This is a genomic window from Thermopolyspora sp. NPDC052614 (assembly GCF_040678635.1).
In the GTDB taxonomy this organism is placed as follows: Bacteria; Actinomycetota; Actinomycetes; order Streptosporangiales; family Streptosporangiaceae; genus Thermopolyspora.
Window position 1 is genome coordinate 21,828 of record NZ_JBFATZ010000031.1, and the last position, 15,071, is coordinate 36,898.

General features: G+C 70.0%; 14 protein-coding genes. 5 read left to right on the forward strand and 9 right to left on the reverse strand.

Annotated elements, in window-relative coordinates:
- Nucleotide 1 precedes the first annotated feature (1 nt).
- The gene (locus AB0K60_RS36245) at nt 2-1,528 is read right to left on the reverse strand and encodes a hypothetical protein (protein ID WP_364065945.1); all 1,527 of its coding nucleotides are present in this window, start codon (nt 1,526-1,528) and stop codon (nt 2-4) included.
- 184 nt (nt 1,529-1,712) lie between these two features.
- Between AB0K60_RS36245 and AB0K60_RS36250 the strand changes: the two genes are divergently transcribed.
- Both AB0K60_RS36250 and AB0K60_RS36255 read left to right on the forward strand, forming a co-directional pair.
- A complete protein-coding gene (locus tag AB0K60_RS36250; protein ID WP_364065948.1) occupies nt 1,713-2,858 on the forward strand; it encodes an acyl-CoA dehydrogenase family protein in 1,146 nt (381 codons plus the stop codon).
- 267 nt (nt 2,859-3,125) lie between these two features.
- Nucleotides 3,126-3,293, forward strand: a complete 168-nt coding sequence (locus tag AB0K60_RS36255) for a hypothetical protein (RefSeq protein ID WP_364065951.1) — start codon at nt 3,126-3,128, stop codon at nt 3,291-3,293.
- Between the two features lie 9 nt (nt 3,294-3,302).
- On the opposite strand, the gene AB0K60_RS36260 is transcribed toward AB0K60_RS36255, so the two are convergent.
- Both AB0K60_RS36260 and AB0K60_RS36265 read right to left on the reverse strand, forming a co-directional pair.
- On the reverse strand, nt 3,303-5,525 hold the full coding sequence (locus AB0K60_RS36260; protein ID WP_364065953.1) for a SpoIIE family protein phosphatase: 2,223 nt from the start codon (nt 5,523-5,525) through the stop codon (nt 3,303-3,305).
- Nucleotides 5,526-5,654: 129 nt separating this feature from the next.
- Nucleotides 5,655-6,362: a metal-dependent transcriptional regulator gene (locus AB0K60_RS36265; RefSeq protein WP_364065956.1), complete on the reverse strand. Its 708-nt coding sequence runs from the start codon at nt 6,360-6,362 to the stop codon at nt 5,655-5,657.
- 157 nt (nt 6,363-6,519) lie between these two features.
- Between AB0K60_RS36265 and AB0K60_RS36270 the strand changes: the two genes are divergently transcribed.
- Complete coding sequence (locus tag AB0K60_RS36270) at nt 6,520-7,173, forward strand: UdgX family uracil-DNA binding protein (RefSeq protein ID WP_364065959.1); 654 nt, start codon at nt 6,520-6,522, stop codon at nt 7,171-7,173.
- 11 nt (nt 7,174-7,184) lie between these two features.
- On the opposite strand, the gene AB0K60_RS36275 is transcribed toward AB0K60_RS36270, so the two are convergent.
- Nucleotides 7,185-8,444 (reverse strand): MFS transporter, encoded by a 1,260-nt coding sequence (locus AB0K60_RS36275; RefSeq protein ID WP_364065961.1) that lies wholly within the window; start codon nt 8,442-8,444, stop codon nt 7,185-7,187.
- An 84-nt stretch (nt 8,445-8,528) separates the two neighbouring features.
- Entirely contained in the window at nt 8,529-9,179 is a 651-nt protein-coding gene (gene pdxH, locus AB0K60_RS36280; RefSeq protein ID WP_364065963.1) for a pyridoxamine 5'-phosphate oxidase, read from the reverse strand.
- Between the two features lie 362 nt (nt 9,180-9,541).
- On the opposite strand from pdxH, the gene AB0K60_RS36285 reads away from it, so the two are divergent.
- Complete coding sequence (locus AB0K60_RS36285; RefSeq protein WP_364065965.1) at nt 9,542-10,648, forward strand: citrate synthase 2; 1,107 nt, start codon at nt 9,542-9,544, stop codon at nt 10,646-10,648.
- Between the two features lie 233 nt (nt 10,649-10,881).
- Nucleotides 10,882-11,994, forward strand: coding sequence for a phosphoserine transaminase (gene serC / locus AB0K60_RS36290; RefSeq protein ID WP_364065967.1), 1,113 nt, complete (start codon nt 10,882-10,884; stop codon nt 11,992-11,994).
- Nucleotides 11,995-12,095: 101 nt separating this feature from the next.
- On the opposite strand, the gene AB0K60_RS36295 is transcribed toward serC, so the two are convergent.
- From AB0K60_RS36295 to AB0K60_RS36310, 4 genes are all read right to left on the reverse strand, one after another.
- Entirely contained in the window at nt 12,096-12,743 is a 648-nt protein-coding gene (locus AB0K60_RS36295; protein WP_364065970.1) for a rhomboid family intramembrane serine protease, read from the reverse strand.
- Nucleotides 12,744-12,952: 209 nt separating this feature from the next.
- Complete coding sequence (locus tag AB0K60_RS36300; RefSeq protein ID WP_364065973.1) at nt 12,953-13,717, reverse strand: crotonase/enoyl-CoA hydratase family protein; 765 nt, start codon at nt 13,715-13,717, stop codon at nt 12,953-12,955.
- Nucleotides 13,718-13,745: 28 nt separating this feature from the next.
- Nucleotides 13,746-14,519, reverse strand: coding sequence for an SDR family oxidoreductase (locus AB0K60_RS36305; protein ID WP_364065976.1), 774 nt, complete (start codon nt 14,517-14,519; stop codon nt 13,746-13,748).
- Between the two features lie 198 nt (nt 14,520-14,717).
- Nucleotides 14,718-15,056, reverse strand: coding sequence for an STAS domain-containing protein (locus AB0K60_RS36310; protein WP_364065979.1), 339 nt, complete (start codon nt 15,054-15,056; stop codon nt 14,718-14,720).
- Nucleotides 15,057-15,071: the final 15 nt, after the last annotated feature.

A 15,071-nucleotide genomic window follows, 5' to 3' on the forward strand; every position in this document is an offset into this window, starting at 1 on the left:
ATCAGCTCGTGGGTCCGCTGCGATCGCCTGCGTGCGCGGCCCGCCGTCTGCGCAGGGCGACTCCGCCGAGCAGGCCGCCGGTGAGCATCGCGGCTCCGGAGACGAGCAGCAGGCCCGGCGACGGGCCGGACGCGGGGGCCTCGCCGGTCTGCGCGGCGCCCACGGGGGTGATCCTGACCTGCGGGCTCGCGGTCACGGTCGCGGTGGCCGTCTGCGTGGGCCGGGGCGATGCGGACACCGTCGCGGTCACCAGCACACCGTTGACGACCAGCGGGTTGGTGACGGTGTTGCTGTTGCCGCCGGTGGTGTTCCCGCCGTTGTCATCGCCGGTGTTGTTCCCACCGTCGTCGTTGCCGCCGTTGTCGTCCCCGTCGTCGTTGTTGTCGTCCCCGCCGTTGTTCCCGTCGTCATCCCCGCCGTTGTCCCCGCCGTTGTCCCCGCCGTTGTCGTTGTCGTCGTCGTCCGTCGGGGTGATTGTGGGGGTGGTGGGATCGTCCGTGGGCTCCTCGGTCGAAGTGCCGTCGGTGACCGTGATCGGGATGAGCGGCACGTTCTCGACCGGGCTGCAGACCGTCCGGTACGGCGAGACCGCCAGGTTGTTGGCCGTGTTCGCGTATACCCGGAAGCCGTCCACACGGGCGAACTTGTCCTGAATCTTGTTCTTGATCTTCAGCGTGTACTTGCCGTACGGGAGTTCCTTCGTCGTCGAGTACGTCTCACGCAGGCGCCGCTCCCCGGCCTTTGGCCAGTACGCGTCGTGAATCTCCTGGTACTCCGGATCCGGGAAGCCGTCATCGACCGTGAGCTCGAAACGGTCCATGTCGCTGTTCTTGTCGCTTATAAGGTCGACGCCGGTCCCGGCGAAGGTGAATGACGCGGTGGCCCCCTCCTGGTTGCTCTCCCGCACGTCCTTGTCTATGTGGAACTGATCGTCGAATCCGTCCACAGGGTCGGGCACGAGGTCCCAGTCGGGGTCGAAGGCGCTGGAGAAGTCCCCGACGGAACCGAATTCACCGTTCCAGATCGACACGGCGGGGGCGAGGTCGATGATGAGGGAGCCGATCTCGATGGTGCCGCTGCCGGGACGGCTCGCGATCACCTGCCCGTCGGCGAGCGTGCCGAGTTCGAGTTTCTTGTCCGCCCTGAGCCGCTCGGCCTCCAGGAACCGGCTGCTGGTGGCGTCGATGTCGCCCTGGCCGGTCCACACGCCGTGCGCCCGCACCCGGCCGGTGATGGCGAGGTGGCCGCCCTCGTCCAGGTCCTTGGCGTTGTAGGGGTCGGGCACTTTCAGCGGCGTCTGCACCCCGAGCTGCCACTTCACCACCAGCGGCTCGCCGACCGCCGGCTCCCGCGAGGACAGCGAGATCGCCACCGCCACGTCGCCATTGGGCGCGAGCGGGCCGACGCACCTGAACGTGTACGGCCCCTCGGCCTGGCCGGGCCCGGCGGACATCATCGCCAGCGTGCCCGCTCCGACGCTCAGCGCCAGGGCCGCCGCCACTCGCCGCAGCCCGGTACTCCAGCGCATACCCGCAACTCCGCCCACGAAGGCCCACCCCGACGAGGGCACCTGATCGCATTCGCGCTGATCGTAACGCGCACAGGCGATCACCAGTTGAGGCGGCTTAGGTACTGTGCCCGACTTGTGACATGCATGTACTGGGAGGTAACCAGAATAGTATTCTGTACCGAGACTTTAAGGAGGATGCTCGATGCGTCGCGACCTCTTCGATGAGGAACACGAGCTGTTCCGCGAGACCGTCCGGGAGTTCCTGGCCCGTGAGGTCGTCCCCCACCACGAGCAGTGGGAAAAGGACGGGATCGTTCCCCGGGAGGTGTGGAAGAAGGCCGGCGAGCTGGGCATGTTCGGCTTCGCCGTCCCGGAGGAGTACGGCGGCTCGGGCATCACCGACTACCGCTACAACGTGGTCATCGTGGAAGAGATCATGAGGGCGGGCGCCACCGGTCTCGGCTTCACGCTGCACAACGACGTGATGGCGCCCTACTTCGTGGACATGACCAACGACGAGCAGAAGGAACGCTGGCTGCCCGGCTACGCCTCCGGCGAGCTGATCACCGCCGTCGCCATGTCCGAGCCCGCCGCCGGAAGCGACCTGCAGGGCATCCGCACCACCGCGATCCGCGACGGCGACCACTACGTGGTCAACGGCTCCAAGACGTTCATCACCAACGGCATCAACTCCGACCTGGTGGTCACGGTCACCAAGACCGACCCCACGCAGGGCGCCCGGGGCATCACGCTGCTGGTGATCGAGCGCGGCATGGAGGGCTTCACCCGGGGCCGCAACCTCGACAAGATCGGCATGAAGGCCCAGGACACCGCCGAACTGTTCTTCGACAACGTACGCGTCCCGGTGGCCAACCGGCTCGGCGACGCCGACGGCCAGGGCTTCTTCCAGCTCATGGCGAACCTGCCGCAGGAGCGCCTGTCGATCGCGGTGGCCGCGGTGGCGGCGTCGGAGGCCATCCTGGAGCAGACGATCGAGTACTGCCGCAACCGCCAAGCGTTCGGCCGCAGCATCGGCAAATTCCAGAACACCCGCTTCGTCCTGGCCGAGCTGGCCACCGAGGTGGAGATCGCCCGCCACTTCGTGGACAAGTGCGTCACGGCGCTCAACGCCAAGGAGCTGTCCGCCGTCGACGCCGCCAAGGCCAAGTGGTGGACCACCGACCTGCAGAACAAGGTCGTCGACCGCTGCCTGCAACTGCACGGCGGATACGGCTACATGATGGAGTACCCGGTCGCCAGGGCGTTCCTCGACAGCCGTGTGCAGAGCATCTACGGCGGCACCAACGAGATCATGAAGGAGATCATCGGCCGCTCCCTCGACCTCTGATCACGTGACCGCGCACGTCGCCCGTCCGGCCCCCGCCCAGTCGGGTGACGTGCGCGGCATTAAGTGAGATGACCGCTTCGCCGCATTGGTTCGCATTGCCACCAAGACGGCCCGTGAACGATGCCGTAACACCGGGACCAATACGGGGACCAACACGGGGACCAACACGGGGATCAATACGCGTAATCAAGCGCCGGGAGCCCGCGCCGACGGCGCCGGGGAAGCATACTGGTCGGGGAAGGTACGGCAGGGCGAGGAAGGTGGGCGATGGGTGACAGCAGCGGGCTGATCCTCCTGGTTTTCCTGGCGTTCCTGTTCGCCTGGCTGCTCAACCGGGTACGCCGCGCGCTGCGCTTCGGCCCGGTGGCGTACACGGGCGTGATGATCGTCTTCATCATCGTCATGCTCGCCCTCTGGGGCCAGACGATGCGCTGACGCGCGCGCTCAGCGGGAGCGAATGGGGATCTCGAACCAGACGGCCTTGCCCTCGGGGGTGGGCCGGGAGCCCCAGCGCTTGGCGAGCTGGTCCACCAGGTACAGGCCGCGTCCGCCCTCGTCGTTCTCCCCGGCGCTGCGGATGCGCGGCAGCCGCAGGTCCTGGTCGAAGACCTCGACCCACACGGACTTCTCGCCCCGGCGCAGCCGCAGCGTGAACTCCTTCTCCGTGCCGACGATCTCCTCCTCCAGCTCGGGGTCGTCCCAGGAGTCGTCGAAGGGCAGCGGCGGGCCGTCGAGCGCCAGGGACGGCCGGGGCACGGCGGAGTTGGAGGCGTGCAGGACGACGTTGGTCACGACCTCGGAGACCAGCAGGCAGGCCAGCTCGGCGCGATCCTCTGGAATGTTCCAGGCGGTGAACATGTCGGCGGCCATCCGCCGCGCCTCGCTTACCATGATCGGCTGCGCGGGGAAGGTCCGCTCCTTCGACTCCAGGGCGGTGGCGGAGGAGCGCAGCACGAGGATCGCCATGTCGTCGTCGATCTCGCCGGGAACGGCCGTGGTGGCGACGTCGGCGACGCGCTCCACCGGCTCGTGGGTGACCTTCGCGAGCTCCTCGCACAGCACCCGCAGGGCCTCGTCCGCGTCCCGCACGGCGCCGTCGCGCAGCGGGCGGCGGTCGACGAGGCCGTCGGTGTAGAGCAGCAGCGTGGACCCGGGCGGCAGGGTCCGCGTCTCCTCCTTGTAGACCAGGTCGGCGTGCATGCCCTTGGCCCGTACGCCGAGCGGCTGGCCCACCTCGGAGATGTCGAGCTCGGTGACCTCGCCGTCCACGACGAGCAGCGGCGGCGCGTGCCCGGCGTTGGCGAAGGAGAGCCGACGGGACCACGCGTCGTAGACCAGGTACTGGCAGGTGACGATCGGCGGCGTGGCGAACTCCTCGGCGTCCTCGCCGTCGCCGGGGTCCGCGGCGGGGGCGACGATCCGGGTCCACTCGTCGAGCCGGGCGAGGATGTCGGCGGGCGACTTGTCGTCCTGGGCGAACGCCCGCAGCGCGGCCCGCAACTGGCCCATCACGGCCGCCGCCTTGGCGCCGCGGCCCTCCACGTCGCCGATGACGATGCCGACGCGGCCGGCCGACAGCGGGATCACGTCGTACCAGTCGCCGCCGACCTGGGTCTGGATGCCCTGCCCGTGGCTGGCGAGCGGCGCGGCCGGGCAGTAGCGCACGGCGATCTCCAGGCCGTCGAGCCGCGGCAGGTCGCGCGGGAGCAGATGCTTTTGAAAGGATTCGGCCGTGTGCCGCTCCTCCTCGAACAGCATCGCGTTGTCCACCGCGATCGCGACCCGGGTGGCGATGGCGCCGACGAAGTCGCGGTCGAAGGTGTCGTAGTGCGGTGAGCGGCGGTCGGAGAGGTTGGACAGGCCCAGGTAGAGCGAGCCGAGCACCTCGCCGCGCACGCACAGAGGCGCCACGATCGCCGAGGTGAGACCGATCTCTCCGCAGAGCCGCGCGGCCTCCTCGCCCGGGGACGGGTAGGCGGCGTTGGCGAAGTCCTCGACCAGGATCGTCTCCTGGCGCCGTAACGCGATCTCGACGTAATGGCCCGCGGGGTAGCGAACCTCCTCGCCGACCTCCTTCCAGGTGCCCGGGGGCGGGGTCCAGCCCGGCACGTGCGTCGATACCCGCCGGATCATGCGGTCGCCGTCCACCAGCTCGATGAAGCAGTGATCGGCGAACTGCGGCACCAGCATGTCGGCCACACGCCGCAGCGTCTCCTCGACGTACAGGGAGCCGGCGAGCCGCTCGCCGACGCGCTCAAGCAGGCCGAAGCGGTCCTTCTCCCGCTCGTTGCTGCGCATCGCCTCGCGGGCGGTGATGACGATGCCGGTCACCGCGCCCGAGTCGTGCCGCAGCGGCACCGCCTGCGCGCGCACATAGATCATCGTGTCGTCGGCGCGGCGCACCTCGAAGGTGCCCTCCCAGACGCCGCCGCGCAACACCTGCTTGGCCACCTCGCCGGCGAGCGGGCTGCCGGTGCGCATCGCGTCGATCGCCAGGGCGCCGCCCCCGTCGGCAGGGAACCCGAACAGGCGCTCGGCGAAGGAGTTCCAGTACTGGATGTTGCTGAACCGGTCGGTGACCACGACCGCCATCTCGGCCTGATCGAGCACCGCCTCCGCGGTCATGGACTCGGAGACGGCCTGGGTCAGATCCCCCCATCGCTTCATACGACGGCCACTCCTCGGGGACGGTTGAGCGCGCTGTGCACCACGGGCACTCCTGATGGCACGGAGGCTGAGCGTTCAGGGGAGCGGAGGGGCCCCCTGATGTGATTCAACCAAGCGCGCCCCTCCCGGTCAGGGCCTTGCCACAAAAACATGCGCGGCGACGTCGCGTGGAAGCTCCACAGGGTTGTTGTCCGCCTGTTTGTCACCAATCACCCGCACACCGTCGTCGCTCGCCGCGAGCGTCACCTCGCGTCCGGGTTGTATCCCAACTTGCTTGAGTTTAAGCATCACCGCGGGATCGCTTTGCACCTGCTCGCTGATTCGGCGGATGACGACGGGGGTATCACCCAACCCGGCGACCTCGATCATGCTCATGACCTTCTCCTCCGCGTCCTCGCCGCCGGCCTCGGCGACGCCGAGCTCGCCGAGCCCGGGGATGGGGTTGCCGTGCGGGCAGTAGGTCGGGTTGCCGAGCAGGGTCACCAGCCGGGCCTCCACCGAGTCGGACATGACGTGCTCCCAGCGGCAGGCCTCGATGTGCACCTCCTCCCAGGGCATGCCGATCACCTGGGTGAGCAGCAGCTCGGCGAGGCGGTGCTTGCGCATGACGCGGATGGCCAGGGCGCGACCCAGCTCGGTCATCGCCAGGTGGCGGTCGCCCTCCACGCGGACGAGGCCGTCGCGCTCCATGCGGGCCACGGTCTGGCTCACGGTGGGGCCGCTCTGCTGCAGCCGCTCGGCGATGCGCGCGCGAAGAGGGACGATGCCCTCCTCCTCGAGTTCGTAGATCGTGCGGAGGTACATCTCCGTGGTGTCGATCAAGCCGTGTGCGGTCAAGACTCCTCCAGTCCCCGTATCGATGGTATGTCCATCCGACGCGGTTACAGGTTTTGAAGGCCGTTCCGATGGGGTGACTGAGAACCGGCCATGGGGGCACAAGTTCATGGTCTTGTGTTCATGGTCTCGCTCAGACCCTATGGGGAGGACGACCGTCATGGCCTCTCATTCGAACACCGGGGCAGCCCGGTTCCTTCCCGTCAAACGCGACCTGACCGAATTACGTCATGCGGCGGCCGGGTGCCGGGGCTGCGATCTGTATCGGAACGCCACTCAGACGGTCTTCGGCAAAGGCCCGCCGGGGGCGCGTTTCCTGCTCGTGGGCGAGCAGCCCGGCGACCAGGAGGACCTGCGGGGCGAGCCGTTCGTCGGGCCCGCCGGGCGGGTGCTGGACCGGGCGCTGGCGGAGGCGGGGATCGACCGGGAGGCGGTGTACGTGACCAACGCCGTCAAACACTTTAAATTCGAACAACTCAAATCCGGACAACGCGGCAAGCGGCGCATCCATCGCAAGCCAAGCGTGGGCGAGATCATGGCCTGCCGGCCGTGGCTGGAGGCCGAGATCGACGCGGTCGATCCGGACGTCGTCGTGGTGCTGGGCGCGACGGCCGCGCGGGCGGTGCTCGGGCCGGGGTTCCAGGTGACCCGGCGGCGCGGCGAGCCGGTGGAGTGCGGCGAGGGACGCCTGGCCGTGGCCACGATCCATCCCTCGGCGATCCTGCGCGCCGACGACCGCGAGGCCGCCTACGCGGGCTTCCTCGCCGACCTCGAAGCGGCGGCCCGCGCGGCGCCTCCGGCACGCGCCCGCTGAGCCGCCCGCCTTCAGGGCGTGGTCTGGCGCAGGGCCTCGGGGACGTACCGGCGAAAGGGCGTCACCAGCAGCCCGACCGCGATGACCAGCACGACGCACAGCAGGCCGCCGCCCACCCAGGCCGGGGTCAGCCCCCAGGCCGCCGCGCTCGCGCCCGCGCGCAGGTCGCCGAGGCGCGGGCCACCCGCGACGACCACCATGAACACGCCCTGGAGCCTGCCGCGCATCTCGTCGGGGGCGTGCAGTTGCAGGATCGACTGCCGCCACACGGCGGACACCAGGTCGGCGATCCCGCCGACGGCGAGCAGCGTCACCACCAGCCAGAGCTGCTGGACCAGCCCCGCCGCCGCCACGGTCACCCCCCAGACCGCGATCGTGAAGGTGAGGGCGAGCCCCTGCCGCCGGACCCGGCCGACCCAGCCGGAGAACAGCCCGCCCACGACCGCGCCGATCGCGATCGAGGCCGACAGCCAGGCGTAGGCGATCGGCGAGCCGTCAAACCGCACCGCGCTCAGCTCGGGGAACAGGGCGCGGGGCATCGCGAACCCCATCGCGATCAGGTCCACGACGAACGACATGAGCACCACTGGGCTGGTGGCGATGTAGCGCAGGCCCTCCACCACCGCGCGCAGGCCCGCGCCCGTGGTCTCGCCGAGCGGCTCCAGGCGCGGCAGCCGCAGCGCCGCGTAGAACCCGCCGGTGAACAGCACCGCGTCGATGAGGTACGCCGTGGCGTAGCCGCCGCGGGCGAGCACCACGCCGGCGAGCAGCGGTCCGAGCACGGTGCCGAGGCTGCTGACCAGGAAGTTGAGCGTGTTGGCCGCCGGGACCTTCTCCGGCGGGACGATGCGCGGGATGATCGCGCCCCGGGTGGGCGAGGTGATGGCGAACCCCATCGACTGCACGGCCACCGCGGCGAGGATGATGTGGACGTTGTTCAGGCCGCTCCAGGCGTGCACGAGCACCGCGAGGGTGGACAGCCACGCGATGAGCGAGCCGATGATCAGCAGCCGCCGACGGTCCATCACGTCGGCCACGGCCCCGCCCCACAGGCCGAAGATGACCAGCGGAACCAGGTTGGCCGGGCCGAGCAGGCCCACCCACAGCGACGATTTGGTGATGTCGTAGACCTGGGCGCTCACCGCGACGGTGGTGAGCTGGAAGCCGACGAAGGACACGCCCTGCCCCAGCCAGAGCCGCCGGAAGTCCGGCAGGCGCAGGGGGGTGGTGTCGACCGCGACGCGCCGCAGCAACGTGTGAAGGCCCGGCAATCGTCACCTCTCAAACAGGTTGCCTTAACCGGGGCACACTATCTGAGATGGGTTTTTACCGGGCAGCCGGGGCCGGGGTCAGGGTCAGGGCGCGAGCCGTTCCACGATCCACTCCTCCCCCCTCCGGCGGTAGCGCAGCCGGTCGTGCATGCGGTCGTCCTGGCCCTGCCAGAACTCGATCTCGGCCGGGACGACCCGGAAGCCGCCCCAGAAGTCGGGCACCGGGGGTTCCTCGGGCCAGCGCCGGGCCAGCTCCTCATAGCGGGCGTCGAGCGCCTCGCGGGAGGGCACCACGGCGGACTGGCGGCTCGCCCAGGCGCCGATGCGCGAGCCGTACGGGCGGGAGTTAAAGTAGGCGGCCGACTCCTCGCGCGGCAGCCGGGTCACCGCGCCCTCCACGCGCACCTGGCGGCGGATCTCGTGCCAGGGGAACAGCAGGCAGGCGCGCGGGTTCTCGGCCAGGTCGCGCCCCTTGCGGGACTCGTAGTTGGTGAAGAAGACGAAGCCCTCGGCGTCGTAGTGCTTGAGCAGGACCAGACGGGCGCTCGGCCGTCCGCCCGCCGAGCTGGTCGCCACGACCATGGCGTTGGGCTCGGGCAGCCCGGCGTCGACCGCGTCGGAGAACCACGTGGCGAACTGCTGGACGGGGTCGGGCGCCAGGTCGGTTTCGAGCAGCGGCTTGCCCTGGTAGGTGCGGCGGAGCCCGGCGAGGTGCGGGCGCGGTACGGCTTCCACGGAACGACATTCTTCCGTGCCGCACGCACCGACGGCGTGGTTCGCGGATGGTTCGCGAGGGGTTGGCGTGTGGTTCGCGAGGGGTTGGCGGGCGGTTCGCGAGGGGTTGGCGGGCGGTTCGCGAGGGGTTGGCGGGCGGTTCGCGAGGGGTTGGCGGGCGGTTCGCGAGGGGTTGGCGTGTGGTTCGTGCGCGATTCGGGCGCGCCGCGGCGACATGCCGTCCTGCCTGCGGGGATGTAATTCATGAGGGTCCCGGGGACACGCGAGGGAAACACACGGGGTTGAATGTTTCCCGCCGGTATCTCGACATCAAGGCATTGCCCTTGTCTGACACCTACACGGAGAGAGGGAGGCGGCCGAGAATGTCCGACTTCAAACCCGGGCTTGAAGGCGTGGTGGCCTTCGAAACCGAGATCGCGGAACCGGACAAGGAAGGTGGCGCCCTGCGCTACCGGGGCGTCGACATCGAGGAACTCGTCGGGCAGGTTTCCTTCGGGAACGTGTGGGGCCTGCTGGTGGACAACGAGTTCCAGCCGGGGCTGCCGCCCGCCGAGCAGTTCCCCGTGCCGGTGCACTCCGGCGACATCCGGGTGGACGTGCAGAGCGCGCTGGCGATGCTCGCCCCCGCGTACGGCTTCCGCCCCCTGCTCGACATCGACGAGAAGCAGGCGCGTGAGGACCTGGCCCGCTGCTCGGTGACCGCGCTGTCGTTCGTCGCCCAGTCCGCCCGTGGGCTCGGCCTGCCCATGGTGCCGCAGAAGCGCGTGGACGAGGCCGCGACGATCGTCGAGCGGTTCATGATCCGCTGGCGCGGTGAGCCCGACCCCAAGCACGTCAAGGCCATCGACGCGTACTGGACCTCGGCCGCCGAGCACGGCATGAACGCCTCCACGTTCACCGCGCGGGTGATCGCCTCGACGGGCGCGGACGTGGCCGCGGCGATGTCGGGCGCGGTGGGCGCGATGTCCGGGCCGCTGCACGGCGGGGCGCCGGCCCGCGTGCTGCACATGATCGAGGAGGTGGAGCGGATCGGGAGCGCGGAGACCTACGTCAAGCAGGCGCTCGACCAGGGCGAGCGGCTGATGGGCTTCGGCCACCGCGTCTACCGGGCCGAGGACCCGCGGGCGCGGGTGCTGCGCCGTACCGCGAAGGAGCTGGGCGCGCCGCGCTACGAGGTGGCCGTGGCGCTGGAGCAGGCGGCGCTGGCCGAGCTGCACGCGCGCAAGCCCGACCGGGTGCTCGCCACGAACGTGGAGTTCTGGGCCGCGATCATTCTCGACTTCGCCGAGGTGCCGGCGCACATGTTCACCTCGATGTTCACCTGCGCCCGTACGGCGGGCTGGGCCGCCCACATCCTGGAGCAGAAGCGCACGGGCAGGCTGGTCCGCCCCAGCGCCCGCTACGTGGGCCCGGCCAAGCGCTCGGTGCAGGAGGTGCCGGGCGCGAGCGAGGTCATCGGCCGGCTCTGACGCCTTCCCCGCCGGCCTTCCCCGTCGGTTTCCGCCTGACCGCGTTCGCCCGGCCCGTCCCTCCCCACACGGACGGCGGGGCGGGCGGACGCGGTGATGGAACCTGTGATGGAACCTGTGATGGAAGCTGATGGAGGCTGTGGTGGAATGCGGTGTTTCGTCCGGGCGCTCCCCAATCGCGGGTGCGGACCCCCGGCACGGGTCATCGGGGCAGTTCATTTAGGCTTGGGCGAGTGGCTGACATTCTGATCCCCGCTGACATCAAGCCCGTCGACGGCCGGTTCGGCTGCGGGCCCTCCAAGGTGCGTCCGGAGCAGTTGGCGGCTCTCGCCTCCGCCGGAGCCGGCCTGATGGGCACCTCGCACCGGCAGAAGCCGGTCAAGGACCTCGTGCGCCGGGTGCGCGAGGGACTGACCGCGCTGTTCGGGCTTCCCGAGGGCTACGAGGTCGTGCTCGGCAACGGCGGCAGCACCGCGTTCTGGGACATCGCCGCCTTCGGCCTGATCCGGCGGAAGTCGCAGCACCTCAGCTTCGGCGAGTTCTCCAGCAAGTTCGCGTCGGCCGCGAAGAAGGCGCCGTGGCTGGACGACCCGAGCGTGATCAAGTCCGAGCCCGGCACGCACCCGCTGCCGAGCGTCGAGGAGGGCGTGGACGTCTACGCGCTCACCCACAACGAGACCTCGACCGGTGTGGCCATGCCCATCGAGCGGGTCGGCGAGGGCGACTCGCTGGTGCTGGTGGACGCGACCTCGGCCGCGGGCGGGCTGCCCGTCGACGTGAGCCAGACCGACGTGTACTACTTCGCGCCGCAGAAGAACTTCGCCGCCGACGGCGGGCTGTGGGTGGGCCTGTTCTCGCCCCGCGCGCTCGCCCGGGTGACCGAGATCGCCGAATCCGGGCGCTACATTCCGGAGTTCTTCAGCCTGCCGGTCGCGATCGACAACTCGCGCAAGGACCAGACCTACAACACCCCGGCGGTGGCGACGCTGTTCCTGTTCGCCGAGCAGATCGAGTGGATGCTCGGCCAGGGCGGGCTCGCCTGGACCACCGCGCGCACCGCCGACTCGGCGCAGCGGCTGTACACGTGGGCGGAGAAGACCTCCTACACGACGCCGTACGTGGCCGACCCGGCCCAGCGGTCCAACGTGGTGGGCACGATCGACTTCGTCGACTCGGTGGACGCCGCGGCCGTCGCCAAGGCCCTGCGGGCGAACGGGGTCGTGGACGTGGAGCCGTACCGCAAGCTCGGGCGCAACCAGCTTCGGGTGGGCATGTTCCCCGCGGTCGATCCGGCGGACGTGGAGGCGCTCACGGCCTGCGTGGACTACGTGGTCGAGCGGCTCTGACGGCTCCTGACGGCTCTGACGGATCGCCGTACGGCACGGCTCCGGTTCGCCCGCGGACCGGAGCCGTCGTGTCTCAGTGGTCGTGTCTCGGTGGTCGTGTCTCAGTAGTCGGAGCGGGAGACCGGGCGCCTGCGGCGCAGCAGCCAGGCGGCGAGGACGCCGCCGATGAGGCCGAACAGGTGGCCCTGCCAGGAGATGCCGGGCTGGTTGGGCAGCACGCCCCACAGCAGCGAGTAGTACAGGACGGCCACGACGACGCCGAGCGCGATGTCGAAGGAGTGCCGGTCGAACAGGCCGCGGGCGACCACATAGCCGAAGTAGCCGAAGACCAGGCCGCTCGCCCCGATGGTGATGAAGTTCGGCGGGCTGGTGAGCCAGACGCCCAGGCCGCTGACGAGCGTGATGATCACGGTCGCGCCGATGAAGCGGCCGACGCCGCGGATCGCGGCCATGATGCCGAGCACGAGCAGCGGCAGCGAGTTGGCCATCAGGTGGCCGAAGCCCGCGTGCAGGAACGGGGCGAGCACCACGCCCACCAGTCCCTCGGTGTCGTGGGCGACGATGCCGTAGTGGTCCAGCGCGCCGTAGAAGACGACGTAGTCGAGGATCTCCAACACCCACATCACGGTGAGCAGGAGCAGGACCACGGCGACGCCGCCGAGGGCCCCGGCGAGCATGCCTGCCGCCCGGCCGCGGCCGGACCCGCCCGGCGCCCTCGGCACGGGCCGATAACCCGGATGGTCGTTCACGACAGGCCCCCTCCACACCCGACGGATTCGGCTATGCCTTTACCGTACGCAAGCGTTAATCAACCTGCGTTGCCGCACTTTCATTCCACCGAACACGAGCACGTGTAAGGCGGAGGGAAAGGGCGGAAAGCGGTGCCGCCGGTTTGGTGCCGCCGGTTTTAGTGCGGACGGGTGTGGTGGGGGCCGGTGTCAGGACCGGCGGGACGCGGCTATTCGCCGCTCCACCGGGGCGCCCGCTTCTCGGCGAAGGCGGCGGCGCCCTCCATGGCGTCCTTGGAGGTGAAGATCTTGTTCGAGATCGGCTCCTGCTTCGCGAACATCTCCTCCCGGCTCCAGTCGGCGGACTCCACGATGATCTGCTTGGTGGCCTTGAGGGAGAGCGGGGCGTTGGCCGCGATCTTCCCGGCCAGCTCCTTCGCCGCCGCCAGCGCCTCGCCGGGCTCGGTCACCTGGTTCACCAGGCCCAGCTCGTACAGCCGCTGCGCCCCGTAGAAGTCGCCGGTGAGGGCGATCTCCATGGCGACGTGGTAGGGGATGCGGCGCGGCAGCCGCAGCAGGCCGCCCGCGGCGGCGACGAGGCCGCGCTTGGGCTCGGGCAGGCCGAACTTCGCCTCCCGCGAGGCCACCACGATGTCGCAGGCGAGCGCAAGCTCGAAGCCGCCGGCGAGGGCGTACCCCTCGACCGCGGCGATGAGCGGCTTGGCCGGGGGCGCCTCGACGATGCCGCCGAAGCCCCGGCCCTCGACCGAGGGGACCTCCCCGTTGAGGAAGGCCTTCAGGTCCATCCCGCTGCAGAACGTGCCGCCGGCGCCGGTGAGCACGTACGCCGCGACGTCCTTGCGCGTCTCCAGATCGTCCAGCGCGGCGGCGATGCCCTGGGCGACCGCCCCGTTGATGGCGTTCCTGGCCTGGGGCCGGTTGACGGTGATGACGGCGACCCCGCCGTCCACCTCTACCTGAACCTCGTCAGCCACCGTTGACCTCCCTGGTCTGCGTGTCGCGTCACTTGGGCTGGAAGCGGATGCCGCCGTCGAAGCGGATGACCTCGCCGTTCATGTAGTCGTTCTCGATCAGGCTGCGCACCAGGTGGGCGAACTCGTCCGGGCGGCCGAGCCGCTTGGGGAACGGCACGGGCGCGGCCAGACGCGCCTTCCACTCCTCGGCCTGCGGGCCGGTGCCGTAGATCGGGGTGTCGATGATGCCGGGGCAGATGGTGAGCACCCGGACGCCGATCACCGACAGGTCGCGGGCGGCCGGCACGGTCATGCCGATGATCCCGCCCTTGGACGCGGAGTAGGCGAGCTGGCCGGTCTGGCCCTCGATGCCCGCCACCGACGCGGTGTTGATCACAACGCCGCGCGCGCCGTCGGCGTCGGCCGGCTCGGTCTTCGCCATCGCCGCCGCGCCGATGCGCATCAGGTTGAAGGTGCCGACCAGGTTGATGGCGATGACCTTCTGGTACGTCGCCAGGGAGTGCGGGTTGCCGTCACGGTTGACGGTCCGCTCCGCCCAGCCGATGCCCGCGCTGTTGACGACCACGCGCAGCGGCTTGCCGGTGGCGACCGCCGCGTCCACCGCCGCCTGCACCTGCTGCTCGTCGGTCACGTCCGTCTTGACGAACACGCCGCCGATCTCGTCGGCGAGGGACTTGCCCTGCTCCTCGTTGAGGTCGGCGATGACCACGGTCGCGCCGTTGCCTGCCAGGTCGCGCGCGGTGGCCGCGCCGAGGCCGCTCGCACCGCCGGAGATGACTGCTGATACTCCATTCAGGTCCATAAGCGGGACCTTAACGCGGGCACCGAAGAAAGTTCTACTCGGGGTGGCCCAAAACTCCGCCACCCCCTCGGTACCCGGAGAACGCCCAGCTCAGGCATCCCGTCCGCGTCATCTTCCAGTCGCGTCATCTTCCAGTCGCGTCATGCTCCAGTCGCGTCATGCTCCGGTCGCGTGATGCTCCGGTCGCGGCCGGAGGTCTCACCTGGCGGTGACGGCGCTGTCCACGTCCGGATAGACCTTGATGCGCCGGTCGAGCCCGGTCGTACGCAGGATGCGCGCCACGGGCGGCTGCGGGCAGGCCAGGCTGACGCTCCCGCCCTCGCCGGTGGCGAGCCGCCACGCCTCGATCAGGACCGACAGGCCGCTGGAGTCCATGAACGACAACGCCGCCAGGTCGAGCACCAGGGTGGGCCCGTCCTGCTTGATCGCCTCGCGCACCTCGTCGCGCAGAAAGGGGGCGGTGAATAAATCGAGCTCACCTTCGACGGCCACCACCACGGCATCACCGAGCGCCCGCCGAGCGAGCCTCAACTTCATCTGGAACCTCCTCCG

Coding starts and splice junctions, on each gene's coding strand:
- AB0K60_RS36310 (WP_364065979.1), bottom strand. CDS start 15,056: ATGAAGTTGAGGCTCGCTCGGCGGGCGCTCGGTGATGCCGTGGTGGTG.
- AB0K60_RS36250 (WP_364065948.1), top strand. CDS start 1,713: ATGCGTCGCGACCTCTTCGATGAGGAACACGAGCTGTTCCGCGAGACC.
- AB0K60_RS36285 (WP_364065965.1), top strand. CDS start 9,542: ATGTCCGACTTCAAACCCGGGCTTGAAGGCGTGGTGGCCTTCGAAACC.
- AB0K60_RS36245 (WP_364065945.1), bottom strand. CDS start 1,528: ATGCGCTGGAGTACCGGGCTGCGGCGAGTGGCGGCGGCCCTGGCGCTG.
- AB0K60_RS36305 (WP_364065976.1), bottom strand. CDS start 14,519: ATGGACCTGAATGGAGTATCAGCAGTCATCTCCGGCGGTGCGAGCGGC.
- AB0K60_RS36260 (WP_364065953.1), bottom strand. CDS start 5,525: ATGAAGCGATGGGGGGATCTGACCCAGGCCGTCTCCGAGTCCATGACC.
- AB0K60_RS36270 (WP_364065959.1), top strand. CDS start 6,520: ATGGCCTCTCATTCGAACACCGGGGCAGCCCGGTTCCTTCCCGTCAAA.
- AB0K60_RS36255 (WP_364065951.1), top strand. CDS start 3,126: ATGGGTGACAGCAGCGGGCTGATCCTCCTGGTTTTCCTGGCGTTCCTG.